Source organism: Promicromonospora soli, from assembly GCF_014653785.1.
GTDB lineage: Bacteria > Actinomycetota > Actinomycetes > Actinomycetales > Cellulomonadaceae > Promicromonospora > Promicromonospora soli.
In genome coordinates this window covers 909,696-926,802 of the sequence record NZ_BNAS01000001.1, presented here as the reverse complement: position 1 = coordinate 926,802, position 17,107 = coordinate 909,696, and the positions used below count along the sequence as shown (strand labels likewise).

The following is a 17,107-nucleotide window of genomic DNA, read 5'->3' as shown; positions in this document are numbered from 1 at the left end:
AGCTACCAGGTACCAGAAACACCAGCTACAGGGGGAAACATGAAGAGGAAGTTCGTGAGCCGGGCGCTTCCGTCCGCGCTCGTCGCGGGCAGCCTGCTGATCGCGGGCGCGATGTCGGCGTCGGCGGCCGACGAGAACGCCACGCCCAACACTGAGCAGTCGACCGGCGGCCTGGGTGATGTCCTGACGGGCACCGTCGACGCGGTAGTCGGTGACGGCGGTGCTGTCGACAGCACGCTGGACCAGGTGACGGACACCGTCGAGCAGGTCACCAAGAAGGACGGCGCCGTCGACGACACGGTGAAGGGCGTCACGGGCACCGTCGACGCGGTGGCCGGCAAGGACGGCGCTGTCGACGACGTGGTGACCGGCGCGACGGGCGGCAGCGCCACGACGTCGGCCAACGAAGGTGGTCCCGTGGAGGACGTCCTGGGCGGCGTTTCCGGCACCGTCAACGCGTTGGCCGGCCAGAACGGCGCCGTGGACGACGTCCTGGGCGCGGACGGGCCAGAGCGGGGCCTCACCGACAACCTGCCCGCCGAGATCATCAGCGACGTGGGTTCGGTCGGCGAGAACGTCGGCAACGCCGACGTGCCGGGCACGATCGGCGCGGTCGCCGGCGAGGACGGCGTCGTGGACGACCTCCTCGAGAGCCCGACGTACGCCAGCGCACCGGGCGGCAGCATCCCGGGTGACGGCGGTTCCGGCGACGGTGGCACGATCCCCGGGGCCGGCGACGGCGTGGGTGACGGGCTCGTTCCCGTCGTGCCCGGCGCGGAGGCGCAGGCACCCGGCGCGCTGGCGGAGACCGGCGGGCAGATGGGCGGAGCGGTTGCCGCTGGGATCGCCCTCACGGCCGCGGGGGCGGCGATGATCCGCGCCCGCCGCAGGATGCTCGAGGTCCAGGGCTGACCCCTCGCCGAGGCAGTCGTCCAGCGAGTTGGTCCTCGCTGTCCGACTGCCTCGGCGGAGGTAGCCTCCCGGCATGAGCTGGCCGGTCACCATCAACTTCCACCCCGACCGGCTCGTCGCCGACGGGAGCGAGATCCTCATCGAGCGCCTCGCGCACGACCGGGTGTGGCGCTCCCAGTTCGAGACAGGAACCAGCAACGGCGGCCTCACCGCGCACCCCGGCGGGGACCGGTGGCGCTGGGAGGCGCGTATGTTTGACGGCCGGTACGACGACGCGGAGCCGCACGCGCGCCCCCGCTACGGCGCGCTGAACCACCGGCGTCGGGCAGCGGGTGGCGCCGTCCGCTTCGGATCAGCCCACCTGCGGCTGCGCCCGCACGTGCTGGGGCGCACCACCTTCTGCTACCCCGACTCCGCGGTCGAGCCCGAGCACTTCGCTGCGATCGACCCGACGCCGCTGGTCGCCCTGGCCGACGCCGACACCGCGGCCGGCGCCCACGATCTGCTCGACGACTACGTAGAGGCCCAGGTGCACGGCCCGCTCGCCCTCCCCGACGACGTCGAGGCGGTCGTGCTGGATCCCTGCTACCGCGGCACAGCCGTGGCGGACGCCGCCCGCGGGCTCGGGATCGCCGTCGAGTGGTACCACGGGTTCCGCCTCCACAGGGACGAGGTGGCAGTGCGGCCCGAGTTCCGCGGGCCGGAGATCGTGGACGTGGCGCGGGCCGTCGCCGTCGGGCACACGAAGGACGGGTGGCTGGACGCCCGGGTGATCGGGGAGGCGCGACGTGCGGGGGAGCACCACCCGCAGGACCTCAAGAAGGTGTGGCACCACGTGGCCCGCTGGGGCTACGCCTGGTGACCGACGGCGGCAGCGGGCCGTCGCATGCAGGGCTGCAGTGCGGACTCGCGCGGCGGTCTGCTGGACTGCCGTGAGGGGGTCGACGCCTTGAATGCGTGAGGCCCAGGCCGAGACGTAGGGCACCGAGAACTGGGAGCTGTCCATCTGGTGCGCGGGGAGCAGCATCAGGCTTACGGATTGTGGCGATGCCGCGGTGGACGACGGCATCGGCGTCGTCCTTGTTGTGCAGGACGATGTGCTCGAGGTCGTGGGCGAGGGTCTTGACGCGTGCGGCGTCGTCCATGTCGGTGCGGACGTGGACTGTCTTCTTGAGCCAGCAGCCTGCGGGAGCGGGAGGGAAGGCTCACACCATGTCGACGAAGAGGAAGCGGCGCACTCCTGAGCAGGTGGTCCGGAAGCTGACCGAGGCTGACCGGCTGCTCGTCCAGGGCGCCGATACCGCCGAGGTCGCGCGCCAGCTGGGCGTCAGCGAGCTACCGAACCCCACGGGCCTACGTTGCGATCTGTACCCACTAATTGGCTCTCACGCGTCTGGTGTCGTAGGCCCAGATCGCGATCTCGACGCGGTTGCGGGCGCCGAGCTTGGTCATCAAAGACGCGACGTGGGTCTTGACCGTGCTCAGGCCGACGAAGAGTTCGGTGGCGATCTCGGCGTTGGTCCGGCCCAGTGCGACCAGCGCGAGCACCTCCTCCTCGCGCTCGGTGAGGGGGTCGGTGGGCTGGACCGGTACCACCGGCGCCTGGTCGGCGAGGGTCGCCAGCAGCCGGCGGGTGACGTTGGGGGCGATCAGCGCGTCCCCGTTGGCCGCCGCGTGGATGGCCTGCACGAGGAGCTCCGGCCCGGCGTCCTTGAGCAGGAAGCCGCGGGCGCCGGCGCGTAGGGCGCCGAGGACGTACTCATCGAGGTCGAAGGTGGTGATCACGACGACCGCCATCGGGTCCGTCACCTCTGGCCCGGCCAGGCGCCGCGTCACCTCGACGCCGTCGAGCCCGGGCATCCGGATGTCGACGAGGACGACATCGGGACGCAGCCGGGTCGCCAGGTCGAGCGCCGCGAGCCCGTCTGCTGCCTCCCCCACGACCTCGAGGTCGGGTTGCGCGCCGAGGATCATCACCAGCCCGGTCCGGACCAAGTCCTGGTCGTCGGCTACGACAACACGGATGCTCATGGCAGCGCCTCCACCGGCAGCACGGCCTCGACCACCCAGCCACCCTCGGGCCCCGGCCCCGCGGAGAGCGATCCGCCGAGGAGCTGGGCGCGTTCGGCCATGCCCAGCAGGCCGAACCCAGGCTCCGGGGCCGGCCCCGGCTCGGTCTGTCCGTCGTCGCTGACACGGAGCCTGACGGCGTCGCCCTCCTGGCGTACGTCGATCCCGACGCGGGTCGCGCCCCGGGCGTGCCGCAAGGCGTTGGTCAGCGATTCCTGCGCGAGCCGGTAGAGCGCGGCGTCCATGGGTCCTGCCAGCCGGGCCAGCGAACCGTCCAGCGAGACCTCGACGGTGGGTGTCGCGTCGGCGCGCGCCAGAGCAGGCAGGTCCGCGACACCCGGCTGCGGCGAGTAGGCGACGGCTTCCTCCTCACGCAGCACCCGCACCATGGATCTCATCTCCGCCAGGGTTCGCGACGCTTCGGACTCGATCGCAGCCAGGACCTCGGCAGCCTTCTCGGGCTGGATGCCGGCGACCACGCCACCGGCCTGCGCCTGCACCGCGATGGCCGAGACGTGGTGGGCCACGGTGTCGTGCAGCTCGCGCGCCAGCGCCACCCGCTCCTGATTGCGGATATCGCGCCGTTGGCGATGCCAGAGGCCCGCGCGGTAGCGGAACACCGCCGCGAGGGCGACGAGCAACAGCAAGAGGACGCTCCCGCCGAAGACGTCGGTCCAGCCCCCGGAGGTGGCGTACATCCCCAGAGCGACGACGACTGCCACGAACGCCGTCCCCAGGACCATCTCCCGTCCCGAGCCCCACCGCACCAGGGAGTAGAGCAGGATCAGGACAGTTATCATGGAGTAGAGGCCGAGGTCCCCGGCGTGCGTGGTCAGCTGGAGGACCGAGAGCAGCCCGGCGACGCCCCACCCGACCAGGGCAGCGATCAGGGGGCGGCCCCGCCGCCAGAGCAGGGCAGGCATCAGCGCCACGGCGAGCACCGTCACGAGGGGTCGCCAGGCCAGGTCCGGCCGAACGATGCCCTCGACCAACGCGGCGGCCGCGAACACGCCCACCAGCAGCCAGTCGAGACGACCGATGGGTGGGGCGTCAGCAGGCCGCGGCTCGTGCCAGATGGAACGCCCGACAGTGTTCACAGCTCCAGCCTAGGGATCGGCGCCCCTCGGCGTACCCGCCGAAAGAACGAGTGAGAGGCCATCCCATAGGCCAGGCGACTCCAGCCTCCGGGCCGATGCGCCCGCCGCCCGGGCTCAGCGATCGTGGACGCACCGATCCTCACCACAACAACGGAGCCCATGATGAGAACACGTCAACCCGCCACCACACTGGAAGACCAGCCGATCCCGGTCAGAGCCAAGCTCGCCGCAACGTGGACAAGCTTCGTGTTCCTGTACGCCTACGTGGACATTCTCAACTTCTTCACGCCCGGCGTCATCGAAGAGATCCTCGACGGCAAGGTCTTCGAGTTCGACCTCTCCCAGACCTTCTCGACCACGGCACTGACCCTCGTGGCCATCCCGATCCTCATGGTCGTGCTGTCGATGACGCTGCCCGCCCAGGTGAACCGCATCGCGAACCTCGTCGTGGCCTTGCTCTACGTCCCCGTCACGGCATTCAACGTGGTGGGCGAGTCCTGGCTGTACTTCTACGGCCTTGGCGTCCTACTGGAACTGATCCTTCTCGCCCTCATCGTGCGGTACGCCTGGACCTGGCCGCGCACCGTACCGCTGGCGACCATGGCGACCAGCCCGGACCGTGAAACCGTTCGCGCCCAACAGCAAGCGTGAACCCAAGAGCAGTCCCCGTCCTGTCCTCTGACAACGGCCGAGGCAGACGCTGCGGCTGGTGCACCTTCAGCACCCGCCGCAGCACCCGTTGCCGCGACGCCTCCGGGAAGAACGCACGGTGCCGAGAGTTGGCACCACGGATTTCGCCTCCGCGTGGACGAGCTGGCAGTGCGGCCCGAGTTCCGCGGGCCGGAGATCGTGGACGTGGCGCGGGCCGTCGCCATCGGGCACACGAAGGACGGGTGGCTGGACGCCCGGGTGATCGGGGAGGCCCTACGTGCCGGGGAGAACCACCCGCAGGACCTCAAGAAGGTGTGGCACCACGTGGCCCGCTGGGACTACGCCTGGTGACCGACCGCGGCAGCGGGCCGTCGCATGGTCCACAGGGGAGGGGCGCCGGGGTAGATCTCGTCGACCATCTCGGTGACCTCGAACCCGTGCCGCTCGTAGAACCGAACGTTCTTGGCGGTGCTCGTCTGCAGGGAGACTGGCTGCCCGTTCGTGTCCGCTCGTGCAAGGCCGTCGCGCAGGAGCGCGCTGCCGACGCCAGTGCCCTGGTGGTCGGGGTGCACCACGAGCGTTCCGAGGAACCAGCCGTTGTCGCACGGGTACGACTCGGCCAGCGCGGTGCACATGGTGGCGAGCGTGTGCCGATCACGGCCCGCCCGACGCATCATCGTGCGGGCGGCGCGGAGTACGCGCGGATCGGTCGCCGCAGCCGACTCGTGTGGTTTGGTCGCCCCATCGACGTTCCAGAAGGCGAGCCCAATGATCCGGCCGCCATGTTTGGCTACCCGGATGGTGTGTGACGGCTGGGTCGTGCGCAGCTGCGCACGGAGCAGGATCGTGTGCGGGAGCCTGCGTCGCCGGGCATCGGTCAGCGTGTGCCCCCAGATCGGGTCCTCGGCGAATGCGACGGCCGCGACCGCGGCGGCTTCCTTGCTCTGCCGCGGCCTGAAGTCGATGATCCCCACGGCCCGGAGCGTATCGGGCCCAGGTGCCGGCCCCGGCACCACGTCGACCTGCACCACCGCAGATGAGTTCCGGCCCTCGTCGTCGTCCATCCGATATGACTGAAAAAACTGAGCACCCGTCCGCCTCCTACTTCCCCTCGATCGAGAAGAAGTACGGCAAGCCGATCGCTGAGTGGAAGGCGCTGCTGCGATCGCACCCCGGGTACGGGACCGCCGAGACCAAGCACATGGATCTGGTCAGTTGGCTGAAGGCGGAACACGGGCTGGGGCACGGCCACGCGAATGCGCTGGTCGCCCACACCCTCTGGGAGGACCAGGAGTGACGGCCGCGCCCGACCGGCGGGAGTCCTTCGCCGGCGTGCCGCGCTCGGGAGCGGGCCGGACGACGAGCACGCCCGCGAGGCTGACGACGAACCCGACCACCGTGAGGAGCGGCAGCTCCTGACCGAACATGGCCCAGGCCCACGCGGCCGAGACCGCAGGGGTGAGGTAGAGCCAGGTGCTGACCGCGACAGGCCCGCGGGTTCGCTGGACGTACAGGTACATCCCGTAGCCGCCGAGAAACGCGAGGCCCACCAGCCAGGCGATCGCCAGCCAGAACGTCGGGTCGGCGGGCGGTGCGGCCTGACCGCTTGAGACCGCCACCACCGCGAAGAACCCGAGCGCGATCACGCTCTGCACGGCCAGGGAGTCGAGCACGCCGTGCTTCTCCGCTGCGGGCGGCGGCCACAGGTCGCCCAGGACGGCGGCGGCCGAGAGCGACAGCATGCCGAGCACCGCCCAGAGCGCTCCCGCGGCGCCCGCTCCGCTGCCGGTGAGAGCGTCCGGCCCGACGGCGAGCGCCACGCCGGCGAAACCGACGGCCAGGCCGGCGGCTTGGCGGCGTCCGCCCCTGCGCCCGAACCCGGACATGACGACGGCGACGAGGGCGGGCTGCAGCGACGCGAGCAGTGCTGCGGTCCCGGCCGGGAGCCCTTCCTCTACGGCGCGGAACACGCCGTAGAGGTACCCGGCCTGGCCGAGGGCGCCCAGGACCGCCTCGCGCCGCAGGTAGCGCGGCCCGTACCGGCGGCGGAGCGCCAGCACCACCACGACCATCAGGGGTGCAGCGACGACGTAGCGCCACAGGAGCGTGGTGGTGGCGGGGGCGACGGGTGCCGCGAAGGTGGCACCGACGAAGCCGGAGCTCCACATCACGACGAGCAGTGCGGGGGCGAGGTGCCGGAGGAAGCTCTTCGTCATGTCATTCAGGTAACCACACAGGTCGGTATACTCGCAGTGCACCCCGGCGAACGCCGGACGGAGGGATCCCGATGCCGCGACGCAGCCCCAATCCGCACACCCCGGCCGGCGAGAAGATCCTCGCCGCGGCGAGCGAGCTGTTCTACGAGCGAGGCATCCGCGGCGTCGGCGTCGACGTGATCGCTGACCGGGCCGGGGTCACCAAGAAGACGCTCTACGACCGGTTCGGGTCCAAGGAGGCGCTCGTGGCCGCCTACCTGACCCGTCGGCACGAGCGCTGGCGCGAGTGGTTCGCCGAGCGGTTCGCAGCGCGTGGCGCGAAGCTCGAGCCGGGAGCCGGCCAGGTGCTGGCCGCGCTGGAGATCGCGGGGGAGTGGGCCGAGGAGCACCTGCGCGGGTGCGCGTTCGTCAATGCGCACGGCGAGATCGGCGGTACCGGACACCCGGGCAACGCGGTGATCCTGGCCGACAAGCGGTACATGCTGGGCCTGTTCACGCAGCTCTTGCGCGACGCCGACCACCCGGACCCCGAGCGGGCTGGCGCGCAGGTCCATCTGCTCTACGAGGGTGCGATCGTGGCGCACGCGACCCGCGCCCAGCCGGACGCGTTTGCCACGGCCCGGGCGGCGGCACAGGCGCTGCTTGCTCCGTCCGCCCGATTTCAGTGACACCCTGTCGGGCCTGGGGTAAAATCAGGTTGTTGTCCGCTTTTCGGCCTATTTCGTCCATGTTTCTGACATGGAAAGCGGAGATGACTGCGGGGGGTGGCGTGGGTACTCGTGCAATTCAGGTCGTCCACTGTTTCCATCATGCGGGCGGCGGTCCCGAGGCGTTTCGGCGGTGGCCGGAACAGCTTCCTGGCGTGATGGTGGTTCCGGCGGACCTCGAGACGAGGGGTGGTGCCGAACGGACCACGATCAGCTCGCTGGTCGAGCACTGGCGGCAGAGCACCAGCGACAGGTCGGGTGTGTACTACGGCCACAGCATGGGTGCCCTCGTCGCCTTTGAGGCAGCAGCGGCCGCGTTCGCGGACGGCGACCCGGACCAGACGCCGAGCGCGGTGGTGCTCGGATCACCGCCGGCTGCTGGAGCGGCCGGGACGGCCGCACCGGCCCTGCGGCAGCGCGGCACGCTGAGCGTCCGGACGGTTCGGGGCCTCGAACGGGTCCGCCGCTACCTGCCGTCGCGCGATGTCCTGCCGGTACCGGTTCACGTGCTGTGGGGCGAGCTCGACGGCGTCGTGGACGAGCGCGACGCGCGGGCCTGGACCGGTCGGGGCAGTATGGGGTCGACCTGGCACCCGTTACGTCATGCAGGCCACATGTTCCACCTTGCACCGGGAGGAGACGTGAGCGCGGTCCTGCGGGACCTACTCGGTCAGGGAGACACAGTGGAGGAGGCCGCTTGAGTGCAAAAACCGAGGCCCATGACCGGGCAGCCGCGTTCCGGCGAGCCGAGCTCGCCAGCTTTCTGCGGCGCAAACGAGAAGCGACACGACCCGAGGACGTAGGCCTGCCCGCCGGCGAACGCCGTCGCACCCCGGGGCTGCGCCGCGAGGAGGTCGCGGTGCTCGCTCACGTGGGGGTCTCCTGGTACACGTGGATCGAGCAGGGCCGCGAGCTCACGATGTCGGTGCCGGTGCTCGAAGGCATCGCGCGCGCGTTGCGCCTCACCCCGGCGGAGAACGCCTACCTCCGGGAGGTCGCGGGGGTACCTCTTTCGCCGTCCGACGACGAAGACCTGCCGCCACAGGGGCAGCAGGAGCTCCTGGACTCGGTGCAGGGGCGCCCGGCCTACAGCGTGGACCGGTACTGGACCGTCATGGCGACGAACCGGATGGCCGAGTACGTGTTCGGTGTGCAGCCGGGGCGCAACTGCCTGGTCGACTTCTTCATGGAGGAGTCCGTGGCGCAGCGCTACCCGCATCGCGACGCGGTCGGCCGGATGCTCGTCGCCCAGTTTCGCGAGCATGCCGCACGGTACGCAGGGGACGTGAGGTTCGCCGACCTCATCGACGAGCTCAAGGAGCACCTGCCTGCGTTCCGCTGTCTCTGGGACGCGCACATCATCGGCATGCTCCCGCACGGCGACCTGGTCTACGACCATCCGCACCTGGGCAGCCTCACGTTCTCCACCGCTGTGCTGACCCCGTTCGGCGTGAACGACGTGCGGGTCTTCGTCTACATCCCGACCGAGGGGACGCCCACGGCGGCGCTCCTGGACGGCGTGGCATGAAGTCGGGCGCTCTCTCGCGTGCGCGTTGGGCGCAGCCCGCGGTGCGCCGGAGCCTCGCGCTCGGCGGGATCACCGCCACGTACCTTCCGGACGGGTACGTCGAGCTGCACCCCGCACGATGGTTCTCCCTGGACGGCGCGACGAGCCTGTACGACGACCGGCCGGAGCTGATCGCCTCGTCCGGCCATCTCATCGCGTCCATCGGTGTGCTCCTGCTCGAGGGCCCCGGCTGGCGGATCCTGGTCGACGCAGGGCTCGGCCCGACGTCGGTTCCCGCCGACGCCACTCACCCGGCGCTCGGCGTCATGCGGGGCGGCGGCCTGGCCTCGTTCGCTTCAGTGATTGGAGAGGTGGACGCCGTCGTGCTCACCCATGCGCACGACGACCACGTCGGATGGGCACGTCGCGGCTGGGCCGGCCTGCCCGGAGTCGCGGGCGCTCCGCACCTGGTGGGGCGGGACGAGCCGGCGCCCGGGGACTGGGAGCGCGTGGACGACGGGCAGGAGATCGCCCCCGGCGTCACCGCGATCGCGACGCCGGGTCATACCGCGGGACACCTGTCGCTCGTCGTGGAGGGGGACGAGCGGCGGCTGGTCGTGGTCGGCGACACGTTCCACAGCCCGCTGCAGGTCGAGGTCCCCCACCTGTGCTCATGTTTCGACGTGGATCCGGCCCGCTCGCGAGACTCACGCGCCCGCATGCTGCGAGAGCTCGAGCCACCTGGAACGGTGGCGGCCGCGACCCACTTCGCCGACGTGCCGTTCGGGCGGGTGCGCGCCGGTCGGTGGGAGCCCGTCGCCTGACCTGGCTCGTCCGGCGGAGAACCTTCGGCTCAGCCGACCGGGACCATGCAGCCACGCTGCCCGACCAGGTAGCCGGACCCGAGAATCCGGAGGAACGGCAGGTCAGAGGCATGATCGCCGTAGCCGACGGCCTCGGAAAGGTCGACGCCGTGCAGCTGCGCGTGGCTGATCACCGCATCGGCCTTGGCCTGGCCCACCAGCGGCGTCTCCACCGTTCCGGTGTACCGCCCGTCGCGCACGTGAGCGATGGTGGTGAGCAGGCTCATTCCCGGCCACCGTGTGCGCACCGCGGCGAGCGCCGGTGGGAAGGACGCCGAGACCGCGACGAGATGCGCGCCACGTGCCAGGTGCGCTTCGATCTCATCGGCGACGGTGTCCACGAACCAGGGCCCGCCGTCGGAGCGCTGCCGGTCGAGCCAGGCCCGGGCGGTGTCGTCGACGTCGGCCACCGTGCGGCCGGCCCACCACCTGAAGTAGCGGCGGTTGGTCACCGCGCGCGGTGTCCCCGCGCGTGCCGCGTCGGTGAGCGCGGCAACAAACGTCTCGCCCGCCCGGGTCTGGTCCCGGCGTCCCGCGTCGAACCGCAGCAGGTCGAAGATCGAGCTGCCGTGGGTCACCGTGCCGTCGATGTCCGTGTAGACCGCTTTCACATCCATCACGGTGTCCTGTTGGTCTCTGCGCGGCTGTCGCGGCGAGCCGCATCGAGCACTGCGCGTGTCCGCGCTCGCACCGTTCCTCTGGCCGTGACGACCCGCGCTCCCGAGTCGGCCAGGACGCGCCTGGTCTCGGTGTCGAGCGCGTGCTGGAACGGGGCGCCGATCGGCGCTGTCGGTGGCAGAGCGTGCTCCGGGGCGAGGTAGACCAGCAGGTCGTACCGTTCCGGCAGCGACTGGGCGTGCTCGGCGAGGGCCTGCTCCGCAAGGCGCGCCAGCACCTCCGCGCCCGGTGTCTGCTGCGTGCCCGGTGCCGGCGGCCGGTGGAGGCCGGCCGCCAGCACCCTGAGGTAGACCCATTCGTGCAGTACGGAGCCGTCGGAGATCAACGAGGTCCCGAGCGCCGCCTCCGACCGCGCCCGTTCGTCGAGCCGGCGCAGGCTGAGCCGGAAGACCTCTTCCAGCGAGCACTGGTCGAGCGCCTTGGGCGTGCCGCGCACCGGATCGGCCATGGGACCGACCTGGGCGATCGGCCATCCGGTCGCCGCGGAGACGGCGTCGGCCAGCGTCGATTTACCGGCTCCGTAAGCGCCGGCGAGGGCTACCCGCACTGTTCGTCCTCCGTTCAGACCTCGGTCGGGTGGGCAGCCGCGACCCGGTGCTGTACGAGCGACGCGGCGGCGGCGAGGGTCCCCGCGTCACGCAGCTCCCAGTCCTCGATGTTCACGCGGAAGATCCGCGTGGCGACGACAGCGGTCTCGGCGAGCACGAGGGAGTCGATGTCGGCGGCGTCGAACCGGGTCTCCGGGTCCAGGTCCGCCGGGATGTCGGGTACCGACTCGGTGATGGCGCGGACGATCTCAGCCAGGTCACCGGCGGGGTTTCCGGTCAGTTCGTGGGTCATGAGGCCTCATCTCGTGAGCTTGGGTAGGACTTCGGTGCGGTCAGTGGCGGCAGGGGGTCTGCCGGTCTGCTCCGGCCAGGTCAGCGTCGTGGCGCCCCAGGTGGTCCCGCCGCCGAAGGCCGCGAGGACCAGACGGTCGCCGGTCCGGAACCCGGCAGCGTGGTGCGCCAGAGCCATCGGGATCGACGCGGCGGAGGTGTTGCCGAACCGGTCGAGGTCGCACACCACCCTGTCCTCGTCGATCCCGATGGCACGGCCCACCGCGGCGAGGATGCGCCAGTTCGCCTGGTGCGCCACGAGCCAGTCGCACTCCTTGGTGGTCCACCCGGACCGGTCCAGCGCCGTGGCGGCGGCGTTGGCCATCCGGGACACCGCGGCGCTGAAGACCTCTGGACCACGCATCGCGAAATAGCGGTCTCCGTGTGGCGTCGACGGCGCGAGCGGCTGTCGTGCACCGCCGGCGCGCACCATGATGTGGTCCGACTGCGACCCGTCGGCACCGAGGACCACGTCACCGAGGGTGCCCGCCTCTCCGGGCGTTCCGGCCCGGATGACGACGGCGCCGGCTCCGTCCCCGAAGATCACGGCGGTGCTGCGGTCCGCCGGGTCGACGATGCTCGTGAACCGGTCCGCACCGATGACGAGCACGGTGTCGGCCGACCCGGCAAGGACCGCTTCGCGGGCCCCGGCGAGCGCGTAGAGGAATCCGGAGCACACCGCTGCGACGTCGTACGCGGGTACGGTGCCCAGCCCGAGCTGGTGTGCCACCCAAGGAGCGGTCGCCGGGCAGGTGTGATCCGGTGTCGTGGTCGCCAGCACCACCCGGTCCACCCGGGTGACCCCTGCGCGGCGCATCGCCATGCGCCCCGCCCGGACGGCCATATCACCCGTGGAGGTCCCTGGGTCGGCCCAGCGCCGTTCGTGGATCCCGGTGCGGGAGGTGATCCACGCGTCGGTGGTGTCCAGGCTGTTCTCCAGCTCGGAGTTCGTCACGATCCGGTCAGGGGCATCGGCCCCCCAGCCGGCCAGCACCGCGACGCGGTCCGTCATGACTGAGCTCGCTCGAGCTCGCTCCGGGTGTCGATCGCGGCGTAGTCGGCCCTGGCCCGCTCCACCGCCTCGTCGATGCTGACCACGCGCGGGAGGCCGAAGTGCCCGGCGATGGTGTCCAGGCGCTTCTCGATGCTGCCGCCCGCGGTGATCGTCGGGATGCCCAGCGCGTCGACCTCGTCCTGGATCATCTCGTCGGCGAGCGCGCGGAACCGCTCGTTGACCGGCCGGTGGCCGTCGTCGACCATGGGGAACTCGATGGGCAGCCGGACGAAAGCGTCATACCCGGCCTTGGCGTGCTGCTTGGCCGGAACCCCGAGCTGGGTGATGACCTCCTCGAAGAACTCCAGCTCCGGGGTCCGTGGCACGTTCGCCAGTGACGTCGTCGCGGACGGGTTGATGCCGACGAGCACCCGCACGGTGCCGTAGATCCACTCGTGGAGCGAGGACCCGTCGGAGATGAACGTGTCGCCCAGGTGGGACTCGCTGACCGCGCGCTCCTGGTTCCGGCGGGTGATGAGCATGAGGATCTCCGCCCCCGTGCACTGCTCGAGGGTCTTGCCGGGTACGGAGATGGGAAGCAGCTCGCGCATGGTCATGGCAGCGCTGCGGGTGATCCCGGTGTAGTGGGAGAGGGCCATGGTGGTCAGAGTCTTGCCCGTGGAATAGGTTCCGGAGACGGCGAGGCGCACAGGCTTTTCCTTCGGTCGATTCGGCTGGGGTTCGATCGGTCGAGGTCAGATCTGATGGGCCACGGAGCACACGACCCCGTACGGGCCGAGCTCCGCGACGATGTCGGCGAGGCGCCAAGGTGCGCCGTCGCGTTCGACGAGTCGTCCGCGGGCCAGGGATACCCCGATGGGGGCAGGAGAGCCGGCCGGCAGCGGGCGGTCCGTCCGGATGGTCGTGCTCCGCATCCACAAGGTGCTGCTGGACCCGCGGTCCAGGCCGTCGAGCTCGTAGAGCAGCACCTGGCCCAGCTGCAGCGTGGCGACGAACACGTCGACGAGCGAGTACGCGGGCTGGTGCCCCGCCTCGATCCCGCTGGGCGGCGCAACCGGTGGCTCGTCCGAGACCTGGACCGACGCCGTGATGTCGCCGCCGCGCAGCCGCACGTCCCGCAGTCGCACCGCCCGGGACGCGAGGCGCTCGGTGTAGGCGCTCCCCTCAGCGCCGGTCACAGGGCCGGCGCCAGAGGATGCCGTGGTCTCCGGAGCGCCGGCGGCAGCGCACGTGATGGTCCCGGTGGCTCGGAGCGGCCCGACCGTGGCGGTGAGCGACTGTGTCGTGCCGGTCGTTCCCTGGGCACCGGCTCGTTCGAGCGTCGCCTCGACGGGGAAGGCGGCGAGGTCTTCGAGCGGAGCGGTCGATGCGCGGACATCGACCGCCGTCACCAGCGCGTCGTCCGCCGTCGACTGGTCGAACCGGGTGGCAAGCAGTGCACCGGCCGCCTGTGCCGCGAAGGCCAGCACGTCCGTGGTCGCCAGGTGAGGCCGCTGGAGGGTTCCGTCCTTCACGGACCACGCGCCGGCGACGGCGAGGCTCCCGGTAGCCACCAGCGTGGACCGGCTGGTGCCGTGCTGGACCCGCGTGTCGCGCAGGCGAGGGCTGGTCCTGCGGTACCCGGTGCCGAAGAACCGCTCGTCGGCCGGGCCCAGGTACTCGTCGACGTCACGCCAGGTCTGGTGCTCCCGAGCGCCGCCGACGGCGGACATCGGCGTGATCATCGGGTGGTGACCGGGTCGCCGTACTCGGCGTCGTCGTGCTCGGCGTCGCCCGTGGCGGTCGACGCGGGCGACGCGGTCCGTGGCACCCGGTAGAACGCCGCGATCAGGCCGGCGACGACGAGTAGCACGAGAGCATCGACGACGAGCCCGGTGCGCACGCCACCGAGATACTGTTCCGGCGACGCCGTGGCGGACACTCCCGCCGCTATCGCCACCGCGGCCAGCACCGGGGTGCCCAGCGTGAACGCCACCTGCTGGGTCATGGCGGTGAGGCCGGTAGCGAGCCCCTGCTCCTCGTCGGGCAGACCCGACGTCACGGCCACCGTGTAGGAGACGATGACCATGACGTGGCCGAACCCGCCAAGGGCGGTGGCAACGAGGATGATCGCGTAACCGGCGGCGAAGCCCTGCCCGAGCGCCAGGAACGCCAGCGCCGTGCAGCCCTGGATCAGCAGCCCGAGGACGAGGGTGCTGCGCGCACCGATCCGGTTGATGATCCCGGCTGCCATCATGCCTCCGGTGAAGGCGCCTGCCCCCAGCACGGTGAACGCGATGCCGGTCAGCAGCGGTGACGCACCGAGAACCTGCTGGAGGTAGATGGTCAGCAGGAAGACCTTGCCGCTCTCCATCGCGAACGTGGCGAGGCCACCCAGATTGCCGAGCGCCACCGAGGGACGCTTCAGGATCGTCACGGCGGCGAGCGGGTGGGTCGACCGGGACTCGATGAACCAGAACGCGAGCAGGAGCAGCACCGCCGCGGCGATCGGCCCCAGCGTGACCGGTGCCGCCCAGCCCGTCTCGCCCGCCTGCGTGAGGCCGAAGACCAGGGCCAGCAGGGCGAGGCTCAGGGTGATCGCGCCGGGAACGTCGAGCTTCTTGCGGGACGGTTCCGACGATTCCCGGATGACGAACGGAGCGATGGCGAGCACGGCGAGCCCGACCGGCACATTGATGAAGAACGTGAAGCGCCACCCGAGCAGCTCGGTCAGCACCCCTCCGAGCACGGATCCGGCCGCGAACCCGAGGGACAGGAGCGCCCCGTTGAGGCCGAGTGCCCGGTTGCGGGCCGGCCCCTCGGGGAAGGACGTCGTGAGCAGGGCGAGCGCGGACGGCGTCGTGATCGCGGTGGCGACGCCCTGCAGCACCCGCGCGGCGTAGACCACGTTGGGCTCGGTGGCGACACCGCCGACGAACGAGCCGACCGTGAGCAGCGCCATCCCGATCAGGAACAGCTTCTTGCGCCCGTAGTAGTCGCCGATGCGCCCCATCAGGAGCATCAGGCCCGCCGCGGACAGGGCGAAGAGCGTCACGATCCACGAGAGCTGGCCCGGTCCCATACCGAGGTCGGTCCCGATCGCCGGGAGGGCGACGGTGACGATCGAGAAGTCGAGTGCGAACATGAACTGTGCTGCGAGCAGGACGACGAGGACGATGACGTCCCGCCGCTCGAGTGTCGCGGGTTGTGTCTGGGCCATGGCCCTATCGTCGGAGCGTGCGGCGCACCTATCCAGGACCGCGTCAGAGGAGGACCGGCGCACCTGGTACCAGGACCACCAGGCTGAGCGCGCAGCGCCGCGGCGCTGCGCCCGGACCGGGGTCTGCGTCCCGGCAGCCGGTCGACCGGTAACCTCGGCCCGTGCACCAGCAGACCATCCTCCAGGCCGGCGTCGAGATCCCCGACGGGACGGCCTACCTGCCCACCTCCGTCGAGACCGCCTACTGGGGCCGCTTGCCCTGCGCGGCGGACAGCGCGGTGCTGTCGGTCGACCCCGGGCAGGAGGTGGTGGTCGACACCCTGTCCCACGAGGGCATCCTCGAGGACCAGGGCGGCGACCCGCTCGCCTACTTCGCGCAGCGCGGCGTCGCGCAGGACGCCGTCCTGGCGGACGCCGTCGAGCTCGCCGCCACCCGCCGCTCCCGCCTGGGCGAGCGCGTGCCCGGGCTGCCGGTCCAGCTCGGGCAGGCGGACGACGGCGCGCACGGCGGGCACGTCGTCACCGGGCCGATCGAGGTCCGCGGCGCGCGGCCGGGCGACCTCCTCGCGATCCGGGTGCTGTCGACGGAACCCAGGGTCCCGTACGGGGTGATCTCCAACCGGCACGGCCGCGGCGCCCTGCCGGACGAGTACCCCGCCGGCGGAACGGACGTCGTGAGCGTCTTCGCGGAGGTGGACACCTGGGCCGACGGCGCGGGGCGCGGCCGGTTGCCCCTTTTCGAGGGGTCGGACCGGACGGTGGGCTTCGACCTGCACCCGTTCCTCGGCATCATGGGCGTCGCCGCGGCCGGGGACGAGCGGCCGCACTCGGTGCCGCCGGGGCCGTTCGGCGGCAACATCGACATCAACCTCCTGGGCGCCGGGTCCACGCTGTACCTGCCGGTGCAGGTCGCCGGGGCGCTCGCCTACGTGGGCGACCCGCACTTCGCCCAGGGCGACGGCGAGGTGGCGCTCACCGCCTTCGAGGCCTCGCTGCGGGTGCGGCTCGGCTTCGAGCTGATCCCGGCGTCCGACGCCGTGGCGGCGTTCGGGGAGCTGGCCGGGCCGCTCGGCGAGACGGCCGAGTTCCTGGTCCCGACCGGGCTCGACCGCGACCTCGACGTCGCCGTGCAGAACTGCGTCCGCGCCGCGATCGCGCTGCTAGGGGTGCGGTACGGGATGTCGCCGGCACACGCCTACGCGTACCTGTCGGCCGCGACGGACTTCGACATCTCGCAGGTCGTGGACGTCGTCAAGGGCGCGCACGCGCGGATCCGCAAGGCAGACTTCGGGCCGAGGTAGGAGGTCGGCAGCG

22 protein-coding genes and 1 pseudogene are annotated in these 17,107 nt (G+C 71.3%); 12 read left to right on the top strand and 11 right to left on the bottom strand.

Going from position 1 to position 17,107, the window contains the following annotated elements; genetic code table 11:
* Window positions 1-39 precede the first annotated feature (39 nt).
* From IE250_RS04245 to IE250_RS24340, 4 genes and pseudogenes are all read left to right on the top strand, one after another.
* A complete protein-coding gene (locus IE250_RS04245; protein ID WP_189667976.1) occupies window positions 40-912 on the top strand; it encodes a hypothetical protein in 873 nt (290 codons plus the stop codon).
* A gap of 73 nt (window positions 913-985) precedes the next feature.
* Window positions 986-1,774: a DUF3626 domain-containing protein gene (locus IE250_RS04240; RefSeq protein ID WP_189667975.1), complete on the top strand. Its 789-nt coding sequence runs from the start codon at window positions 986-988 to the stop codon at window positions 1,772-1,774.
* Between the two features lie 193 nt (window positions 1,775-1,967).
* Window positions 1,968-2,156: a hypothetical protein gene (locus IE250_RS04235; protein WP_189667974.1), complete on the top strand. Its 189-nt coding sequence runs from the start codon at window positions 1,968-1,970 to the stop codon at window positions 2,154-2,156.
* Window positions 2,125-2,247, top strand: a pseudogene (locus IE250_RS24340) (IS3 family transposase); the annotation flags it as partial. The gene IE250_RS04235 and the pseudogene IE250_RS24340, both read left to right, overlap by 32 nt.
* 39 nt (window positions 2,248-2,286) lie before the next feature.
* On the opposite strand, the gene IE250_RS04230 reads toward IE250_RS24340, so the two are convergent.
* On the bottom strand, window positions 2,287-2,943 hold the full coding sequence (locus IE250_RS04230) for a response regulator (RefSeq protein WP_189667973.1): 657 nt from the start codon (window positions 2,941-2,943) through the stop codon (window positions 2,287-2,289).
* The gene (locus IE250_RS04225; protein WP_189667972.1) at window positions 2,940-4,079 is read right to left on the bottom strand and encodes a sensor histidine kinase; all 1,140 of its coding nucleotides are present in this window, start codon (window positions 4,077-4,079) and stop codon (window positions 2,940-2,942) included. Before IE250_RS04225 ends, IE250_RS04230 begins: the two co-directional genes overlap by 4 nt.
* A gap of 162 nt (window positions 4,080-4,241) precedes the next feature.
* On the opposite strand from IE250_RS04225, the gene IE250_RS04220 reads away from it, so the two are divergent.
* Together IE250_RS04220 and IE250_RS24795 are read left to right on the top strand one after the other, a co-directional pair.
* Window positions 4,242-4,730 carry a DUF6326 family protein gene (locus IE250_RS04220; protein ID WP_189667971.1) on the top strand — a complete coding sequence of 163 codons (489 nt, stop codon included), beginning with the start codon at window positions 4,242-4,244 and terminating at the stop codon, window positions 4,728-4,730.
* Window positions 4,731-4,757: 27 nt separating this feature from the next.
* Complete coding sequence (locus tag IE250_RS24795) at window positions 4,758-5,081, top strand: DUF3626 domain-containing protein (RefSeq protein WP_189668328.1); 324 nt, start codon at window positions 4,758-4,760, stop codon at window positions 5,079-5,081.
* On the opposite strand, the gene IE250_RS04210 is transcribed toward IE250_RS24795, so the two are convergent.
* A complete protein-coding gene (locus IE250_RS04210) occupies window positions 5,069-5,704 on the bottom strand; it encodes a GNAT family N-acetyltransferase (protein ID WP_189667970.1) in 636 nt (211 codons plus the stop codon). The genes IE250_RS24795 and IE250_RS04210 overlap by 13 nt on opposite strands.
* A 62-nt stretch (window positions 5,705-5,766) precedes the next feature.
* Here IE250_RS04210 and IE250_RS04205 point away from each other — a divergent pair, with 62 nt between their 5' ends.
* On the top strand, window positions 5,767-6,027 hold the full coding sequence (locus IE250_RS04205) for a DUF4287 domain-containing protein (protein ID WP_444544348.1): 261 nt from the start codon (window positions 5,767-5,769) through the stop codon (window positions 6,025-6,027).
* Here IE250_RS04205 and IE250_RS04200 read toward each other — a convergent pair.
* Entirely contained in the window at window positions 5,942-6,946 is a 1,005-nt protein-coding gene (locus tag IE250_RS04200; RefSeq protein ID WP_189667968.1) for a DMT family transporter, read from the bottom strand. The genes IE250_RS04205 and IE250_RS04200 overlap by 86 nt on opposite strands.
* A 71-nt stretch (window positions 6,947-7,017) precedes the next feature.
* On the opposite strand from IE250_RS04200, the gene IE250_RS04195 reads away from it, so the two are divergent.
* The 4 genes from IE250_RS04195 to IE250_RS04180 are packed head-to-tail and all read left to right on the top strand — an operon-like array spanning window position 7,018 to window position 9,984.
* A complete protein-coding gene (locus IE250_RS04195; protein WP_189667967.1) occupies window positions 7,018-7,614 on the top strand; it encodes a TetR/AcrR family transcriptional regulator in 597 nt (198 codons plus the stop codon).
* A 59-nt stretch (window positions 7,615-7,673) separates the two neighbouring features.
* A complete protein-coding gene (locus IE250_RS04190; protein WP_308434103.1) occupies window positions 7,674-8,354 on the top strand; it encodes a thioesterase domain-containing protein in 681 nt (226 codons plus the stop codon).
* Window positions 8,351-9,181: a helix-turn-helix transcriptional regulator gene (locus tag IE250_RS04185; protein WP_189667965.1), complete on the top strand. Its 831-nt coding sequence runs from the start codon at window positions 8,351-8,353 to the stop codon at window positions 9,179-9,181. Before IE250_RS04190 ends, IE250_RS04185 begins: the two co-directional genes overlap by 4 nt.
* Entirely contained in the window at window positions 9,178-9,984 is an 807-nt protein-coding gene (locus tag IE250_RS04180; protein ID WP_189667964.1) for an MBL fold metallo-hydrolase, read from the top strand. The genes IE250_RS04185 and IE250_RS04180 overlap by 4 nt, the downstream gene beginning before the upstream one ends.
* A gap of 29 nt (window positions 9,985-10,013) precedes the next feature.
* Here IE250_RS04180 and IE250_RS04175 read toward each other — a convergent pair whose 3' ends face one another.
* The 7 genes from IE250_RS04175 to IE250_RS04145 are packed head-to-tail and all read right to left on the bottom strand — an operon-like array spanning window position 10,014 to window position 15,793.
* Complete coding sequence (locus tag IE250_RS04175) at window positions 10,014-10,640, bottom strand: HAD family hydrolase (RefSeq protein WP_189667963.1); 627 nt, start codon at window positions 10,638-10,640, stop codon at window positions 10,014-10,016.
* Complete coding sequence (locus IE250_RS04170; protein ID WP_189667962.1) at window positions 10,640-11,248, bottom strand: AAA family ATPase; 609 nt, start codon at window positions 11,246-11,248, stop codon at window positions 10,640-10,642. Before IE250_RS04170 ends, IE250_RS04175 begins: the two co-directional genes overlap by 1 nt.
* Window positions 11,249-11,262: 14 nt before the next feature.
* Window positions 11,263-11,541 (bottom strand): hypothetical protein, encoded by a 279-nt coding sequence (locus IE250_RS04165; RefSeq protein ID WP_189667961.1) that lies wholly within the window; start codon window positions 11,539-11,541, stop codon window positions 11,263-11,265.
* 6 nt (window positions 11,542-11,547) lie between these two features.
* Window positions 11,548-12,591, bottom strand: coding sequence for a beta-ketoacyl-ACP synthase III (locus IE250_RS04160; protein ID WP_189667960.1), 1,044 nt, complete (start codon window positions 12,589-12,591; stop codon window positions 11,548-11,550).
* Window positions 12,588-13,283 (bottom strand): AAA family ATPase, encoded by a 696-nt coding sequence (locus tag IE250_RS04155; RefSeq protein WP_189667959.1) that lies wholly within the window; start codon window positions 13,281-13,283, stop codon window positions 12,588-12,590. The genes IE250_RS04160 and IE250_RS04155 overlap by 4 nt, the downstream gene beginning before the upstream one ends.
* A gap of 45 nt (window positions 13,284-13,328) precedes the next feature.
* Window positions 13,329-14,306 (bottom strand): AvrD family protein, encoded by a 978-nt coding sequence (locus IE250_RS04150; RefSeq protein ID WP_189667958.1) that lies wholly within the window; start codon window positions 14,304-14,306, stop codon window positions 13,329-13,331.
* Window positions 14,307-14,314: 8 nt separating this feature from the next.
* The gene (locus IE250_RS04145) at window positions 14,315-15,793 is read right to left on the bottom strand and encodes an MFS transporter (protein ID WP_189667957.1); all 1,479 of its coding nucleotides are present in this window, start codon (window positions 15,791-15,793) and stop codon (window positions 14,315-14,317) included.
* 161 nt (window positions 15,794-15,954) lie between these two features.
* On the opposite strand from IE250_RS04145, the gene IE250_RS04140 reads away from it, so the two are divergent.
* A complete protein-coding gene (locus IE250_RS04140; RefSeq protein ID WP_189667956.1) occupies window positions 15,955-17,094 on the top strand; it encodes an acetamidase/formamidase family protein in 1,140 nt (379 codons plus the stop codon).
* Window positions 17,095-17,107 lie beyond the last annotated feature (13 nt).